The organism is Pseudomonas sp. Ant30-3 (assembly GCF_000690905.1).
Lineage (GTDB): Bacteria > Pseudomonadota > Gammaproteobacteria > Pseudomonadales > Pseudomonadaceae > Aquipseudomonas.
This window is the reverse complement of the sequence record NZ_JMCL01000040.1, coordinates 41,499-57,944: the sequence shown is the minus strand read 5'-3', so window position 1 is coordinate 57,944 and position 16,446 is coordinate 41,499. Positions and strand designations below refer to the sequence as shown.

Here is a 16,446-nt window from a genome sequence, read left to right as displayed (position 1 = left end):
CTTTTCATGAGTGGGCGACTGTCGCTTCAAGCATCATTGCGCAGCTCAGTTCCGGATAGTCGATGCCCACGGTGCACATGGCTGTGATGACGTCCGCACTCAAGTTCAAGTCTTTCAATTGCCCGGTGGTGAACGGCTTGAGAAACAAGCCTTCCTTGCGCACCACCTGAAGTCCGGCAGCTTCCAGTTCGGCGGTCAGGGTTTGCATCGAATAGCTGCGCATATGGCCCAGCTCCAGATCGCCACTGCCCAGCGCCATCATGTCATCCAGGAGCCCCGCAGCGTGACCGAAGCGTCGATGCAGAGATTCGCCATTGGGTACCAGAACGAAGCAACGGCCGCCCGGCGCGAGAAAGTGTTTGAACCTTTGCAATACGGTTTGTGGATCATCGACATGCTCCAGGACAAAGCCCATGACGATGAGATCGAATCGCTTGTCGGTGTCGAATGTTTCGAAGTAACTGTCGACAATTGCGGCAGTATTGTCCGGGTACTGTGTTTTGAATTGGGCGATCACCGATGCAGAGCCATCGATTACCGTGTGCTCTCGGAAGAACTGCGAGAAGCGGTTGGTAGTGAAACCGTGACCAATGCCGAGTTCCAGCAAGCTCTGCTCCTCGGTGCACAGCGCCATGATGCGCTGGGGGTACCAGTTGAGCATGATGTTGTTGTCATAGGCATAGCCAAAGCTGTCGCTGTAGGCTGGGAGAAAAGTATCAAGATGGTTGCTCATTTCACATGCACTCCACTGAGCGGCCAAGGGAATAATTAAAAGGCATCAACTGGCCAGCCAGGCTTGTCGCCAGGCGTCGAGGCGCTCGCCTTCGAGCAGCCACTGCGCACGCACGGTCGACTGCAAAGCGTCCCCTAGAGCCGCAGAGGCATCGCGGTCCTCCAGGTGCAAGCGAATCGCCCGGATCCAGTCTTGCGACTCGTTGTTCACTCGCGACAGCGGCAATACATCGCCCCCGACAAAACCCGGCACCCGGCTGCAAATGATCGGATGCCCGCAAGCGGCATGCTGCAGGACACGCAGATCACCAGAACAGGCATTGCCCAGGGTTTGCGCCATGGGCACCAGCGCAAGATCAAGATTCAGTGCTGCCAGGGCCGCTGCCAACTGGTGCTGCTCGACGCCGGGATGCAACTCGGTCAGTAGAGGCCGCAGCGACTCGGGGCACTCGCCGAGCACTACCCAATCCACTTCGTCTGCCAGCGCAGGCAGCACATCGATCAGCAGATGAGTATCTTTGCCACCCAGCCAGCCCAGGCGAGGCTTGACCCCCGTGCGTCGCTTGCTTTGCACACGCCCCCATCCGGGCGGCAGCAGACTTTCCAGCACACGGATATCGTCGTGCTGGCCCTGCAACAGTTCGGCCAGCGCAGGCGTGCCAACCAGTACCCGATCGGCCTGCATCATTCCAAATCGCATACGCTCCAGCAGCTCATCGGCAGTGTAGTCATTCTTCAAGTCCATCTGTGGCAAGTAACCGTCCAGATCGTAGACAGTGAATGCGTTGGAAAACGCCCTCAGGCGACTCAGAGCCAGTAGCCCGGCATCATCGAGAGGGCGCTGCAACACCACCGTTGTCGGCGCCAGGCGCTCGATCTCCACCGGCGACAGCACACTGCGAACAGCCGCGCCTTCGATCTGCCCGCCTTCACGCAATGCCCTCAGCGGCTGAATCAGCCGCAAATCACTTGCCGCCTGCTGCTCAGTCACAACGACCAACACCTTAGGCACGCTGCCTTGCAACGGTTGCCAGCTCAGGTCGTTGTTTTCCAGGGCAAATCCCTTGTCGGCGCGCAGCGAAAAATTGACGTTGTAGGTCGGATCGCGGGCCAATTGGGGTAGCCAGCGCGCGAACAAGGCGTCCTCCTGCTCGCTACTCGCACAGGGGCCAGACACAGCGTCCAGCAACAGCCGTGCGTGGGGCGTCCAGACGTTCAGGTAACCGGCCTGCTGCAGCCTCAAACAGAGATCGACGTCCGCCCAGGGTGCCAGCAGCGGATCTGTGTCGAAGCCGTCTGCCTCGAGGAAAAGCGCTCGACGCAGCATCAGGCATTCGGCGCCCACTGCGGAGCAGTTCTGCTCAAGTCCAAGCCGTGCGGGGTAACCCGCCGACCGGGATGACAAGCCCTCTGCAGTCCGATCGACAGTCCCTCCCAGCCCCAACACAAGACCGCCCAGGCGTGTGCTGCCATCGCTGCCCTGCAACTTGCCGCCCACAGCGCCGACTTCCGGGCGCTGGGCGTGATTGAGCAATGCCTGCAACCACCCGGACTCAAGCACGGCGCCCTGCGCATCGACCCAGACCAGATACTCGCCGCGCGCTTCCCGTGCCGCCGCATTGCACATGGCCGCACGGGACTGCCCCGGCGTGAAACGCAAAACCTGGAAGCGACCTTCGCCCATCTGTTCGACCAGCCCCAGCCACTCCAGCAAAGCGGGATCGTCACAGCCCGGCTCTACCAGCAAGACTTCGTAGTCCACAGAATGACTCTGCGTCAGCATGCTTTCGAGACAACGCTGAAAATGCACCAGCTGCCCTTCCAGGCAAATCAGGATACTGACCGAGGCCTGTCGCTCATGGCCGTAGTCGATACGATAGCGTCCCGGCTCCCCTTCCAGCGCAATCGCTCGCGCCTGGCTATAGCCACGCGCTTGCAGAAGCGCATCAATGACCGCGCACTCATCAGCGCATTCCGACTGTCGAATCTCGTTGGCGATCAGCAGGGGTTCGCTGACATGACCAATGCTCGCCCCCCCCTGTTCGCTGATCAGGCGCAGTTGATAGGCCAATTCGAATGCGCCGCCGCAGGAATCATCAAAACCGCAAACGCTCACCAGTGCCTCACGACGGTACATCCAGTGACGGGAAAGGCTGGCCGGATACGCTAGCAACAAATCCAGATTGAGATCAGGCCGCAACGCGATGTCGACTACCCCATTCCCACCGCGCTGCGCCCCGTCGGCGTAAACCGCCAGGCAACTTTCCGGCGCCTCCAGCAGATTCAGAGCCGTCACCAGAAGCCCCGCGGCAATGAACTCCTCACCGGCCTCGATCAGCATGAACCAATCGCTTTGGCTGCTTTCGAGCAGTGTATTGATCGCGGCCGCAGGATGCCTCGGATCACACGGCAACCACTGAACGTCGACCCGCCCTGGATCAGCGCCGCCCATCACGCACACATGAACACGCTGGTACAAACGCTTATCAAGGCTGTCCAGGGTGCGAGCCAGTGCCAACTGATCGCCGTCATCGCGGACCAGGACAGTGAAACCGGGCGCCGCCGGACTTGCCAGCCGCTCATTGATCAAACGCAGTTGCTGCGGCAGCGGGTAGCGTTGGCGCAACCAGTCAAGCGCACCTAAACGGTTCCCGGCCGCCTCTCGAGCAGCAGCCGCCTGGGTTTTGGCAATAAACACGTCCAGCTGCTGCCAGAAAGATGCGGTGCGTTCAACATAACGCGGCAAGGCATCGCCGAGGCTCGCCCGAGCATGCTCCAACGGCTGCGGTTGATCGAGCATGGCAAAGCCGACGCTGCCAAAAAAACTGTTGTCGAGCAGTTGCTGGTCGACGCCATATCCCGGAATGAATATCACCGGGCATCCACAAAGCACCGCGATCACGCACGTCATCGACCATTCATAGGTGTACATCACCTCTGCATTGCGCAGTAGCCCAGCCAGCTCGGGCAGAGTCAGCGCATTGGCCATGCTCAGCAGACGGATGTCCGCTGGCAGTTGCGAGTAGTCGATCTGCGCCAACGGATGGCGGTTCTGGTACAGGTAGCACCCCTCGCGCACGGTTTCAGCGACCCCTTTCGAGAACAGCCCGACATCAATGGTCGGCAGGCACAACAGGTCACCGTCAGGGTCGCCACGGTGCTCGGCGAGCCGAGCCGCGTAATAGAAAAACAGGTCGCTGGCCGCAGCGTCCATGTTTGTTCCCGAGAGAAAACCCTCGAAGTTCAGGAGGAAACGCACCACGACCGCACGGTTCAGCGGATTGCCCGAAACGACCTCGGGATACACCGCAATCGGTACCTTGCCCGCTGCGACATGGCGCTGGGCAATGGTTGAATCGAGCAGTGGCGTCTTCAGTTCCGGATTGACCCCGTCAGTGCCGCAGATGTAAGCCTCGCGCCCGTTGAGATTGAGCATGTGGCAGAGGTAGTGCAGCGAGACGATGCCGGACGAAGTTTCACGGTAAGGAGGCGCCAGGAAATAATAAGGATGCTCGGGTTTGGCATACATCAGCTGCAGACGCGCCAACGCCTGTTCGTGCGAGTAAGCGTCTGGCAGCGCAAGGTTCGACATCGGGTGCAATCTCCAAAATCCAAATCAATCAAGGTGTCACTGGTAAGGCCCGTTCAGGCAGACCTTTGCTTCATAAAAGCTGTTGCATCTGCGCCAGTGTTTAACAACAGGTCGATGACGCTGAGTGCATGCTGAAAGTCGCCGTACACCTGTGGATATTCGGGATAGCCGGCATAGCTCATATAGGACACGGTAATTCCGGCGGCAGCGAACGCCGCTTCGTCGAGGTAGCAACTGGCGGCAGGTCCGGAAAGGTATTCGCGGGCGCCGAGCGCTTGGCAGAGGTGGATCAGGCGCTCATTTCGACCCTCTGCACCGCCGAGCTCTTCGGAACGGTACAGCGGCGTGTGAATACCCAGCAGAGGGCACAACCCGGCGATGAACAGGTGGTTGATTCGGGACAGGTGGGTGAGGTCGGCAGCCTGCTCGTAGAGCGCACGAATAGGTGCCTCCATTTGGGAAAAGCACGCTGCGCGGCGGTAGCTCTGCTGGATAGTCTTCCAGTGCGCTTCAGCCCAACCCTGATTACTGATCTGGACTTCATTGATCAACTGACCGAGGAGCCCCTTCTTCCGGACCGGAATACTCAGCCAGTGCTCCCCCTGAGCGGTTTTGATCTTGTTGCGGTTGCGCCAGTCACACCGGGTGTACTGAACGTCGTCATACAGGATGAACGCGTCGACGCTGCGCATCAGATCGAAATAGCCCTTCCACGGAATATAGTTCGACTGCACCACAGCTATTTTCTTGTGCATCCTGACCCTCACGTACGCAGCGGGAACCGGGGCTCTGCCCTGTCAATAAATCGCCACCGAACATGAAACAGCGGGGACTGGTTCCGATTGAGCAAATCGCATGCCAGCCATCACTCAGCCTTGTCCACTGCATACTCCCGCAACTTATTGGCAATGGTCGTATGGGAAACCCCTAACCGCTTACCCAATTGCCGACTGCTCGGATGCTCGGCATACAAACTCTCCAGCACGGCTTTTTCAAAGCGCCCGACTATCGCGTCCAGACCGCCCTCCAGCGAAAAATCGCCAAGCGGCTGACGCGCGCCGTAATCCGGCAGTCGGATATGTTCTGCCTTGACCGTGCCGCCGTCGCACAGGGAAACCGCCTGGAACAGCACGTTCTCCAACTGCCTAACGTTGCCCGGCCAATGGTAATGGCTGAGCCGATCCATTGCCGCCGGCGCAAGTTTCGGCAGCGCGCAACCGATCTGCCGGCTGGCCTGATCGAGGAAGTGATCGACCAGCGGCGTCAGACCATCGAGGCATTCTCGCAAGGGCGGAATATGCAGCGACAACACGTTGAGGCGGTGATACAAATCCTGACGAAATTCCCCGCGAGCGCACAGTTCGGACAAATCAACTTGCGTCGCGCAGATTACTCTTACATCCAGATAGACCTCTTCATCACTGCCTACACGCCGGAAGCACCCGTCCTGCAAAAAGCGCAGTAATTTCACCTGCAGCCGCGGACTCATTTCACCAACGCCGTCGAGAAACAGCGTACCGCCCGCCGTCAGTTCCAGCAGGCCGAGTTTGCCTTCGGCGCGTGCGCCTTCGAAAGCGCCTGGGCCATAGCCGAACAGCTCGGTCTCGGCCATCGATTCCGGCAGGCCGGCGCAGTTGAGCGCCATTAGGGGTGACTGCCCGCGTGGGCTGGCCAGGTGACAAGCGCGCGCCAGCAGCTCCTTGCCGGTGCCGGTTTCGCCTTCTATCAATAGCGGTGCATCCAGTGGCGCCATGCGCCGGGCCTCGCGCACCACCGCCGCCATCACCTTCGAGCTTTGAAAAATGCTGTCGAAACCCCGCAGCTCCTGCTTGCGCACATTGTAGATTCGTTCCCCGACCCGATCGGCGCGGTGCAGGGTCAGCACCGCACCGGCCATGGCTTCGCTGTCGTCATGCTCGGATTGCAGCGGTGCGATATCAGCGAGAAACACGTCACCGTTGACCTTCACCCGCATGCCATTGATCCGCGATTTGTTGGCGCGCACCAGTTCCGGCAAGTCAAAATCCTCGGCATACCGCGACAAGGGAATCCCCGGCACCTCATCCACCCGCACGCCGAGCAACTGCGCCGCCGCGCGGTTGGCCGCCACGATGGACCCGCCCATGTCGATCGACAGCACCGGAAACTCCAGAGCACCCAGCAAAGCGTTCAGCTCCATATGCCGACGCTCGCTGGGCATCAGCCCTACCCGCTTGACACCGAAGACTCCGCCGATCGATTCGAATTTCGGACGCAGCGCCTGGAACTGAATGTTGATCAGGTTGGGGCAATGCAGGTAGATCGCGTTGCCATGCTCACCACCGACCTCACCGCGAGCGACGTTGATGCCGTACTCGACCAGCAGGTTGAGAATGTCGCGCAGGATGCCGATGCGGTTCTGGCAATGAACTTTGATACGCATATTAAACGCCTGAAAAAACCAATGAGCAGGGTGCAGACACAGCCCAAACCTGTGGGAGCCAGCCCTGCTGGCGATAGCAATCCATCACACGACATTGATGTCGAGTGACCCACCGCATCGCCAGCCGGCTGCTCCCACAAAGATCAGGGCAGGAATTTTCTACGCAGCCCTCAATATATTCGTAAAGATTATGTGACAGCTGGCGCCCTTTTCAAGCCCGGAAATCATGATTGCTACGAGATGCCCGCAAGTTTGTAACGAATGCTTTACGTTATCTCGCGAATTTTCCTACGCATGGCACGCCGCATGTGCTGCAACCCGGCACCTGATGGAGTACTTCTAGGTCCATAGCAGGACATAACAAGAACGATATCCCCTAGCAGGAGAGCAGCATGAAACAGACGCAATACGTGGCTCGCGAGCCCGATGCGCAAGGTTTTATCGACTACCCCGCCGAAGAACATGCGGTGTGGAACACGCTGATCACGCGCCAGTTGAAAGTGATCGAAGGGCGTGCGTGCCAGGAATATCTGGACGGCATTGAGAAACTCGGCCTGCCTCACGACCGTATTCCGCAACTGGGCGAGATCAACAAAGTCCTCGGCGAAACTACCGGCTGGCAGGTGGCTCGCGTGCCGGCACTGATTCCCTTCCAGACCTTTTTCGAATTGCTCGCCAACAAGCAGTTCCCGGTGGCGACGTTTATTCGTACTCGCGAAGAGCTGGACTACCTGCAAGAGCCAGACATTTTCCACGAGATTTTCGGCCACTGCCCGCTGCTGACCAACCCATGGTTTGCCGAATTTACCCACACCTACGGCAAACTTGGCCTACAGGCTTCCAAGGAAGAACGCGTTTATCTCGCGCGTCTGTACTGGATGACCATCGAGTTTGGCCTGGTGGACACGCCAGAAGGTCAGCGCATCTACGGCGGCGGGATCCTCTCCTCACCGAAAGAAACCGTTTACTGCCTGTCGGCCGAACCTGAGCATCAGGCCTTCGATCCGCTGGAGTGCATGCGCACGCCATACCGCATCGATATTCTGCAACCGCTGTATTTTGTCCTGCCGAATCTCAAGCGCCTGTTTGATCTGGCCCACGAAGACATCATGGGCATGGTCAAGCAAGGCATGACGCTTGGCTTGCACGCACCGAAATTTCCGCCTAAACCGAAGGCTGCCTGAATACCCCGGCAGTCGCGGCACGCGCCGAAAAATAGTAACGTCTAACAAGAATCGAATCGGGAAACAGACCATGTCGACATTGAATCAAGCCCACTGCGAAGCCTGCCGCGCCGATGCACCGCAAGTCAGCGACGAAGAACTCCCGGTATTGATCAAGCAGATCCCGGACTGGAATATCGAAGTCCGCGATGGCGTCATGCAGCTGGAGAAGGTTTTCCTGTTCAAGAATTTCAAGCACGCGCTGGCGTTCACCAACGCCGTCGGTGAAATCTCCGAAGCCGAAGGTCATCACCCGGGCCTGCTCACCGAATGGGGCAAAGTCACCGTGACCTGGTGGAGCCATTCGATCAAGGGCTTGCACCGCAACGACTTCATCATGGCCGCGCGCACTGACGACGTAGCGAAAGACGCCGAGGGCCGCAAATAATGCATTTCGACGCCATTGGCCGAGTTCCCGGCGACCCTATTCTGGGCCTCATGGAGGCCTACGCGCAGGACCAGAATCCGGGTAAATTCGACCTCGGCGTCGGTGTCTATAAAGACTCCTTCGGCCTGACGCCGATTCCGCAAGCGGTGAAGCTGGCCGAGCAGCGTCTGGTGGATCGTCAGACCACCAAGACCTACATCGGCGGTCACGGCGAACCGGCATTCGGCAAAGCCATCAGTGAACTGGTGCTCGGCGCCGACTCGGCGCTGATCGCCGAGCAACGCGTCGGCGCTACGCAGACCCCGGGCGGTACCGGTGCCCTGCGCCTGAGCGCCGATTTCATTGCGCAATGCCTGCCGGGCCGCGGCGTCTGGTTGAGCAACCCGACCTGGCCGATTCACGAAACCATTTTCGCCACCGCCGGGGTCAAGGTCAGCCACTACCCTTATGTCGGCAGCGATAATCGTCTTGATGTCGAGGCAATGCTCGCAGCCCTGCGTGAAGCGCCGAAAGGCGATGTGGTGCTGCTGCATGCCTGCTGCCACAACCCGACCGGTTTCGATTTGAATCATGACCAGTGGCGGCAGGTACTCGACCTGGTGCGCAGCCGCGATCTTGTGCCGCTGATTGATTTCGCTTATCAAGGTTTTGGCGACGGACTGGAACAGGATGCCTGGTCCACCCGGCTGTTCGCGGCTGCACTGCCGGAAGTGTTGATCACCAGTTCGTGCTCGAAGAATTTCGGCTTGTATCGCGACCGCACCGGTGCATTGATTGTTTGCGCGAAAAGCGCAGACAAGCTGATCGACATCCGCAGTCAATTGGCCAACATCGCCCGCAACCTGTGGTCGACGCCGCCGGATCATGGCGCGGCTGTCGTGGCAACGATTCTTGGCGATCCGGAGCTGAAAAGTCTCTGGGCCGATGAAGTGGAAGCCATGCGTTTGCGCATTGCCCAGTTGCGCAGCGGTCTGGTGGAGGCGCTGGAACCGCACGGTTTGCGCGAGCGGTTTGCGCACATTGGCGAACAGCGCGGGATGTTTTCCTACACCGGGTTGACGCCCGATCAAGTGAAAAACCTGCGCGATCATCACAGCGTTTACATGGTTGGCACCGGCCGGGCGAACGTCGCCGGGATCGATGCAACGCGCCTCGACCTCCTGGCCGAAGCCATCGCCAAAGTCTGCAAATAAATAGCCTGCCGGTTCCCCTGTAGCAGCTGCCGAGCCTGCGAGGCTGCGTCGGGTGCGTGGCGCAGCGGGACGCAGCCTCGCGGGCTCGGCAGCTGCTACAGGTTTTTCGAAAAGTTCCTCGGTGCGGCCATTGGTCGCAGAAAATCGAGATAAAAGTCTATTTGTCATTTCTTCTGCTGTATCCTGCGCAGGCTTTGTAAAAGCGCGGATCTACCAGATCTATCAACAGACTTTGCGAGGAGCGCGAACCATGCACGAGATTCCTAATCTCCCCTTCCCAAGCCTGCACGAAACTGAGCAGACAACCACGCAACAAGCCGGCGCCCAACCGCCCGAGCCGACACAAGCCACTGAACGCCGCCAAGCCGACAGCGAAGACTGAAACACCCGCAATGCCAGACCGTGTGGAAAGCGCTAACATGCGCTTTCCACACCGCCTGAACCCCGAGCCCTGCCATGACCGACAAAATCATCCCGCCTGTTGATGAAGAGCTGCAGGCCAGCATTCTGATCGGCACTGCCGAGAAGATGATCGACATCTGGAGTCGCCTCTCCCCCGAAAAACAGGCTGCCCTGCTTGCCCGTTTCGGCACTGAAGAAAACGCCTTGGCCGCCCTGGTCACGACTCACCTGGTCGCCCCCACCAAACCCTGAAGTGCCCGCCCGGCAAATAGTTATACTTTTCCACGACCCGCGGCCATTCGCGCCGCTATCATAAGCAGCCTATCTATCCTGCTTTTCCGTGGACCTTTACCTCATGCCTGAAAACCAGCGCCCCTTGGCGGTCACGCTGCAAGTCGTTTCCATCGTCCTGTTTACCTTCATCGGCTACCTGAACATCGGCATTCCTCTCGCCGTACTGCCCGGCTACGTCCACAGCGACCTTGGATTCGGCGCCGTTGTTGCCGGCCTTGTGATCAGCGTGCAATACCTCGCCACCCTGCTCAGCCGTCCGTATGCGGGGAAAATCATCGACAACAAAGGCAGCAAACTGGCGGTGATGTACGGCCTCGCCGGGTGCGGCTTGAGTGGCGTGTTCATGCTGATTTCGGCGTGGACGCAAAGCTTGCCGATGCTGAGCCTGATCAGCCTGTTGATCGGCCGACTGGTGCTGGGCAGTGCCGAAAGCCTGGTCGGCTCCGGTTCGATCGGCTGGGGCATCGGCCGCGTGGGGGCAGCGAATACCGCCAAAGTCATCTCGTGGAACGGCATCGCCAGCTACGGCGCATTGGCAGTCGGCGCACCGCTTGGGGTGTTTCTGGTCGGTCAGTTGGGTTTGTGGAGCATGGGCGCGAGCATCGTCTTGCTGGCCGTGCTGGGCCTGGCGCTGGCCTGGCCGAAGACCGCCGCGCCGATCGTGGTCGGCGAGCGCTTGCCGTTCATGCATGTGCTCTGGCGCGTGCTGCCGCACGGTTGCGGTCTGGCGCTGGGCTCGATCGGCTTCGGCACCATCGCCACGTTCATCACCTTGTATTACGCGACGCTCAACTGGGACAACGCGGTACTGTGCCTGAGCCTGTTCGGCGCCAGTTTCATCGGCGCGCGCCTGCTGTTCGGCAACCTGATCAACCGTCTTGGCGGCTTTCGTGTGGCGATTGCCTGTTTGTCGGTAGAAACCCTGGGCTTGTTGCTGCTGTGGTTGGCGCCCGACGCGCAATGGGCACTGGCCGGTGCGGCACTCAGCGGTTTCGGCTTTTCGCTGGTGTTCCCGGCGCTGGGCGTGGAGGCGGTCAATCTGGTACCGGCGTCCAGTCGCGGCGCGGCGGTCGGGGCGTATTCGCTGTTCATCGATTTGTCGCTGGGCATTACTGGCCCATTGGCCGGGGCGATTGCGGCAGGGTTTGGCTTTGCGTCGATCTTTCTGTTTGCTGCGCTCGCCGCGCTAAGCGGGTTGGCTCTGAGCGTTTACCTGTACCGGCAAGCACCAAAGTATCGGCAAGAGCGGGATGCCCGCTAGAAATCCACCTTGCCGCGCCCGGCCTTGATGCTGCCGCGCTTGGTCTTTGATTCCAGCCGGCGCTTCTTCGAGCCGAGGGTCGGTTTGGTCGGGCGGCGTTTCTTTTCGACTTTGGTCGCGCTCAGGATCAGCTCGGTCAACCGCTCCAGCGCATCGGCGCGATTGGCCTCCTGCGTGCGGTATTGCTGGGCCTTGATGATCAACACGCCTTCGCTGGTGATGCGACTGTCGCGCAGCGCCAGCAGCCGCTCCTTGTAGAACTCGGGCAAGGACGAGGCCGGAATGTCAAAGCGCAGGTGCATCGCGCTGGACACCTTGTTGACGTTCTGCCCACCCGCGCCCTGAGCACGAATGGCCGTCAGCTCAATCTCGGCATCGGGGAGGTGCACATTGTTGGAGATTACCAGCATGGAAAAGCGTCCGGGTTTCAGAGCGTGCAGGATAGCGTGAATAATGGTTTTTGAATTGCAGACCATCAAATGGTGCAGGCGCGATCAGGGTAATTTTCTCGGTATTTTTTCTTACAGCGATTTCTGATTTTCATTAGGGCCGTTGCTCGGCTCCGAACGGCCATATTAATCTACCGGGCCAGCTGATAGAAGACATCAGAAATGAATCTTGAAAACATCCGATACCACATCGCAGTGACTCTTATGGTTTTAGGCTGCTCAGGCCTACCCTCGGCGCTCATCACATTCGGCATTAGAAAAATAATTCTTATAGATGAAAAATATTTGTCTGTGGCTTACCTAATGGTATACGCAATCGTTGTTATTTGTGGATTAGTATTTTACATTCCAAGAATGCGCGGTAAGACTTGACAACCCCTTCAATCAAAATACTTCACCTCTGAAACAATGGTTTTCAGAGTTATAAAATCAACTATTGCTTCAAACGTTAAAGCGAGAATTCCAGTTTGCATGTATGCGCTTTCGTAATTTATGGGGTCACGCCTAAATAATTCCACTGCGCCAGGCTTGAACACGCTTCTGAATACACCGTATGCAGAAATCGACACATCCATCGAGTAGTAAGCCATGTCACCGTGATATTCATCCAATAGCGATCTGTAAAAATTTCTCACAGGGCCGACTGCCGGAAGAGCATCCTGCCCATGAAAAATATTACTCATGCCTTCATAGATATTATTCACACCATGCCCCACCATTAATCCTCCAGGCACGACAGCGAGCCCTCCCGAGCTGCCGATAATCGAAACACCCGTCCCGACCTGCACCACACCACCCGCAACACCAATACCGTTCTGAAGGTAAAAACCAGTCTTTGACAGTAATTCGTCATGCTCGGCTCTTAGCTCCTGAAGCCCTTGCCATGCGCTGATGAGTCCCTGGTCAACCGCCTGAATAACCTCATCCGCGTACGCCGAAACAATCGCACTGAAACGCAACCGTGCAGTTCCATCTGCCAGATGCCTCAACCCGATCGTGCACCCAACGGCCACCAGATCGGAAGCGGCTTTGGCGACATCGTGAATATCACACGATTCCTCATTCATCCTCATTACCCCACGTGCAATGAGCACTTGTCGCGCCAGGCACATGCGCCCAGGCGATCTCCCGATATCGGATCGAGACGTGTTCTTGCGGCTCCGCATCGTTCATGCGGATAGCGTGAGGAACTTGCTGGCTGATATGCGCTATACGCGCCCCTGTCAGATGAATTGAGAAGTATCGCTCCTGCCCTCCTGCAGAGGCCGTCCGGAAAAGATTGATGACGCACTCCACCTCTTCACCCGCATGCAGCGCACTCGCTAACAACGGGGATGACTTATCAATGGCTTTTGTAATCATGATTGGCATGTGTTTGCCGCGACCAGCCTGATGGCCACCCTCCTGGCCGGCAACCATATCGTGCGAGTAAGCCAGCACCATGATCTCGTCCATGTGCGTGGACTGGCACTTGTTCCCTATAGAGTCAAATCCCGAGCAGCCTGCAGAAATCAACCCTTGATGCTTGCCCGTAATCGTCATGTAGCTATGGCTGGCCATTACTCTTCGCACTCCATGTGAATTGGAGCGCCAGACTAAAATAAATATATCGTGATGAGTTGTAGGCAATTTCCCAAGTCAGAAAGTCATACCCTGTTTTGCAAAATTTCCGAAATCACTGTAGGAAAATACCGGTGCTTACAGTTCAAAATCCTCAGGCAGAGCTATGCATGGCCACGCATTCTAGGAAGGTAAAAGCGCAAACCGAAAAAAACGAGAGTCACGTACGTTACTGCGTAAGCTATATTCAGATGCGCTCCTTCCAACGGAGCAATCCCAGTTAGACACCACACTATGGCGCCTGTCGGCAGACCACAGCAACCTAGCACCAAGAGTGTAACTGAAATATGGTACCGAACATTCTCTAGTGTCATTAACGCACACGCTCCTAAATTGCGCTACGGAGTTACTCCTGAAGCACGCGGCTAAATGAAGCTAGCACTATGTGTTGCAGGCTACCTCCCAAGATAGAACACTTCACCTAGCTTATCATAGCGCCCAAAATTGTTGTGGGACAGGACGCTGCCACAGGGTCTTGACTTAAACTTTTCCTACAAGACTTTCCGACACAAAATCATTAAAGTTGTCTTTTTTCAAACGAACACATTAATCTAGTTTCTTGCACAACTGAACCAGACTTCTCAATGAAATTCGAAAATACACGGTATTACTTATCAGTTACCTGCTTGGTTTTGGGGTGCTCTATACCTGTTATGGGGGCAGTTGTTTGGGCCATAACCGAAGTGATCCCTCTGGAGGGACGCGCCTTGAAAATCGCCTACATACTTACCTACATTCCCATTGCGATATCAGGTTTGCGCTTTTATATCCCAAGATTACGCGGTGTGGCGTAAAGTAAGCCGCCGCGACCAAATTATGAGAGCAAGCCAACACCATGATCTCGTCTGTATGAACACACCGACTCCTTAGCAAAAGTCCCTTAAATAACAAACCCGGCACTAGGCCGGGTTTGTAGTTCCTGAGCGCAGCGTTATTTCACCGCAGGCTGCAACGCATGCTGCGCACTACGTTTATTCTTGATCCCGTAGCACACCCACATGAATGCAACCCACACCGGGATTGCATACACCGAGATCTGAATGCCCGGGATTAGCAGCATGACACCGAGAATGAACACCACAAACGCCAGGCAGACGTAGTTACCGTACGGATACCAAAACGCTTTGAACAACGGCGTTTGCTTGGTCTTGTTCATGTGCTGACGGAACTTGAAATGCGAGTAGCTGATCATCGCCCAGTTGATCACCAACGTGGCGACCACCAGCGACATCAGCAACTCAAGCGCGCTTTGCGGGATCAGGTAGTTCAGCAATACCGCGATCAGCGTTACCGCCGCCGAAACCAGCAGTGAACGCACCGGCACGCCGCGCTTGTCGATCTTCGCCAGCGCTTTCGGCGCATCGCCTTGTTCGGCCATGCCCAACAGCATGCGGCTGTTGCAGTAGGTGCCGCTGTTGTACACCGACAATGCCGCGGTAAGCACCACGAAGTTGAGGATGTGCGCTGCAGTGTTGCTGCCCAGCATCGAGAACACTTGCACGAACGGGCTGCCGCTGTAGGAATCGCCGGACGCGTTAAGCGTGGCCAGCAGGCTGTCCCATGGCGTCAGCGACAGCAGGATGACCAGGGCGCCGATGTAGAAAATCAGGATCCGGTAGATCACCTGGTTAATGGCTTTCGGGATTACGGTTCTCGGCTTGTCGGCTTCCGCTGCAGTGAAGCCGAGCATTTCCAGACCGCCGAAGGAGAACATGATGATCGCCATGGCCATCACCAGTCCGCTGACCCCGTTCGGGAAGAAACCGCCGTGCGACCACAGGTTGCTCACCGAGGCTTGCGGGCCGCCGTTGCCGCTGACCAGCAAATAGCTGCCGAGGGCAATCATGCCAACGATCGCCACCACCTTGATGATCGCGAACCAGAACTCGGCCTCACCGAAGACTTTGACGTTGGCCAGATTGATCAGGTTGATCAGCACGAAGAACCCGGCGGCCGACACCCAGGTCGGGATGTCCGGCGCCCAGTAGTGAATGTATTTGCCGACCGCGGTCAGCTCTGACATGCCTACCAGAATGTACAGAATCCAGCAGTTCCAGCCCGACAGGAACCCGGCGAACCCGCCCCAGTACTTGTGCGCGAAGTGGCTGAAGGAACCGGCGACCGGCTCTTCGACGATCATTTCGCCGAGCTGGCGCATGATCATGAACGCGATGAAGCCGCAGATGGCGTAGCCGAGGATCATCGACGGGCCGGCGGATTTCAGCACGCCGGCCGAGCCGAGAAACAGGCCGGTACCGATCGCGCCACCAAGGGCGATCAGTTGAATATGACGATTCTTCAGGCCGCGTTTCAGCTCGCCTGAATGCGAGTTTTGTCCACTCATGAAAAGGGTCTCACGCAAGGTTTGATGATGTTCACTAGACGTTGCTGCTCGGTTTCGATTTCAAGCAGCGCCGATCAAACCCCAGCGCAGGCACCAGGAGTTCAGCGGATTTACAACGGTCATGCGTCACCTGTTTGTTTTTATCTGTGACGAAATCGAACCCGAAACGCTTGTGGCGTGGCGGAGTGAACAAGGCGGATAGCCTCGAAAGTTGCGCATTTGCGCAGGAGGTCACAGGTAAAACGCGGCGCATTGTACACCGCTAACCCCCTGCTGCCAGACACCGCTGGATCAGTGGGTCGGATGCCGGGATTGCCTGTGTCCGCCCTGAGGGTCTCGGGCAGCTGCGAAGGGTGGGTCAGACCTTTGCGGGTCATGGGCGGGGACGCTGGCAATATCGCCCCACAATTGGGAGAGGAACTGGATCACGGCGTTCATTGCGCCTCCTTGTTGTTATGCACCTGCACGGCAGGTATGGAGCGCATCTCACCCTCACAGCGTCTGTGAAACAAGCGCGCCAGAGCGT

14 protein-coding genes are annotated in these 16,446 nt (G+C 57.6%); 6 read left to right on the top strand and 8 right to left on the bottom strand.

Going from position 1 to position 16,446, the window contains the following annotated elements; genetic code table 11:
- Positions 1 to 4 precede the first annotated feature (4 nt).
- From DU29_RS0111425 to DU29_RS0111410, 4 genes are all read right to left on the bottom strand, one after another.
- Positions 5 to 733, bottom strand: a complete 729-nt coding sequence (locus DU29_RS0111425) for a class I SAM-dependent methyltransferase (RefSeq protein WP_028621823.1) — start codon at positions 731 to 733, stop codon at positions 5 to 7.
- Positions 734 to 778: 45 nt separating this feature from the next.
- A complete protein-coding gene (locus tag DU29_RS0111420) occupies positions 779 to 4,324 on the bottom strand; it encodes a glycosyltransferase (protein WP_028621822.1) in 3,546 nt (1,181 codons plus the stop codon).
- 53 nt (positions 4,325 to 4,377) lie between these two features.
- The gene (locus DU29_RS0111415; RefSeq protein ID WP_028621821.1) at positions 4,378 to 5,079 is read right to left on the bottom strand and encodes a WbqC family protein; all 702 of its coding nucleotides are present in this window, start codon (positions 5,077 to 5,079) and stop codon (positions 4,378 to 4,380) included.
- A 110-nt stretch (positions 5,080 to 5,189) separates the two neighbouring features.
- Positions 5,190 to 6,746 (bottom strand): sigma-54-dependent phenylalanine hydroxylase transcriptional regulator PhhR, encoded by a 1,557-nt coding sequence (locus tag DU29_RS0111410; protein ID WP_028621820.1) that lies wholly within the window; start codon positions 6,744 to 6,746, stop codon positions 5,190 to 5,192.
- A 392-nt stretch (positions 6,747 to 7,138) separates the two neighbouring features.
- On the opposite strand from DU29_RS0111410, the gene phhA reads away from it, so the two are divergent.
- From phhA to DU29_RS0111380, 6 genes are all read left to right on the top strand, one after another.
- Positions 7,139 to 7,930 (top strand): phenylalanine 4-monooxygenase, encoded by a 792-nt coding sequence (gene phhA / locus DU29_RS0111405; RefSeq protein ID WP_028621819.1) that lies wholly within the window; start codon positions 7,139 to 7,141, stop codon positions 7,928 to 7,930.
- Positions 7,931 to 8,000: 70 nt separating this feature from the next.
- Positions 8,001 to 8,357 carry a 4a-hydroxytetrahydrobiopterin dehydratase gene (locus tag DU29_RS0111400; RefSeq protein ID WP_028621818.1) on the top strand — a complete coding sequence of 119 codons (357 nt, stop codon included), beginning with the start codon at positions 8,001 to 8,003 and terminating at the stop codon, positions 8,355 to 8,357.
- Entirely contained in the window at positions 8,357 to 9,550 is a 1,194-nt protein-coding gene (locus DU29_RS0111395; protein WP_028621817.1) for an amino acid aminotransferase, read from the top strand. Before DU29_RS0111400 ends, DU29_RS0111395 begins: the two co-directional genes overlap by 1 nt.
- A 250-nt stretch (positions 9,551 to 9,800) precedes the next feature.
- On the top strand, positions 9,801 to 9,932 hold the full coding sequence (locus DU29_RS1000000133515) for a hypothetical protein (protein WP_268871177.1): 132 nt from the start codon (positions 9,801 to 9,803) through the stop codon (positions 9,930 to 9,932).
- A gap of 74 nt (positions 9,933 to 10,006) precedes the next feature.
- Positions 10,007 to 10,204, top strand: coding sequence for a hypothetical protein (locus DU29_RS0111385; protein WP_028621816.1), 198 nt, complete (start codon positions 10,007 to 10,009; stop codon positions 10,202 to 10,204).
- A gap of 103 nt (positions 10,205 to 10,307) precedes the next feature.
- Entirely contained in the window at positions 10,308 to 11,507 is a 1,200-nt protein-coding gene (locus DU29_RS0111380; protein WP_028621815.1) for an MFS transporter, read from the top strand.
- Here DU29_RS0111380 and arfB read toward each other — a convergent pair.
- From arfB to DU29_RS0111355, 4 genes are all read right to left on the bottom strand, one after another.
- Complete coding sequence (arfB, locus tag DU29_RS0111375) at positions 11,504 to 11,917, bottom strand: alternative ribosome rescue aminoacyl-tRNA hydrolase ArfB (RefSeq protein ID WP_007902485.1); 414 nt, start codon at positions 11,915 to 11,917, stop codon at positions 11,504 to 11,506. The genes DU29_RS0111380 and arfB overlap by 4 nt on opposite strands.
- Before the next feature lie 419 nt (positions 11,918 to 12,336).
- The gene (locus DU29_RS0111365) at positions 12,337 to 13,023 is read right to left on the bottom strand and encodes a DUF4225 domain-containing protein (RefSeq protein ID WP_236645600.1); all 687 of its coding nucleotides are present in this window, start codon (positions 13,021 to 13,023) and stop codon (positions 12,337 to 12,339) included.
- Entirely contained in the window at positions 13,016 to 13,516 is a 501-nt protein-coding gene (locus tag DU29_RS0111360; RefSeq protein WP_028621846.1) for an Hcp family type VI secretion system effector, read from the bottom strand. Before DU29_RS0111360 ends, DU29_RS0111365 begins: the two co-directional genes overlap by 8 nt.
- Before the next feature lie 991 nt (positions 13,517 to 14,507).
- Positions 14,508 to 15,920: an amino acid permease gene (locus DU29_RS0111355; protein ID WP_028621813.1), complete on the bottom strand. Its 1,413-nt coding sequence runs from the start codon at positions 15,918 to 15,920 to the stop codon at positions 14,508 to 14,510.
- Positions 15,921 to 16,446 lie beyond the last annotated feature (526 nt).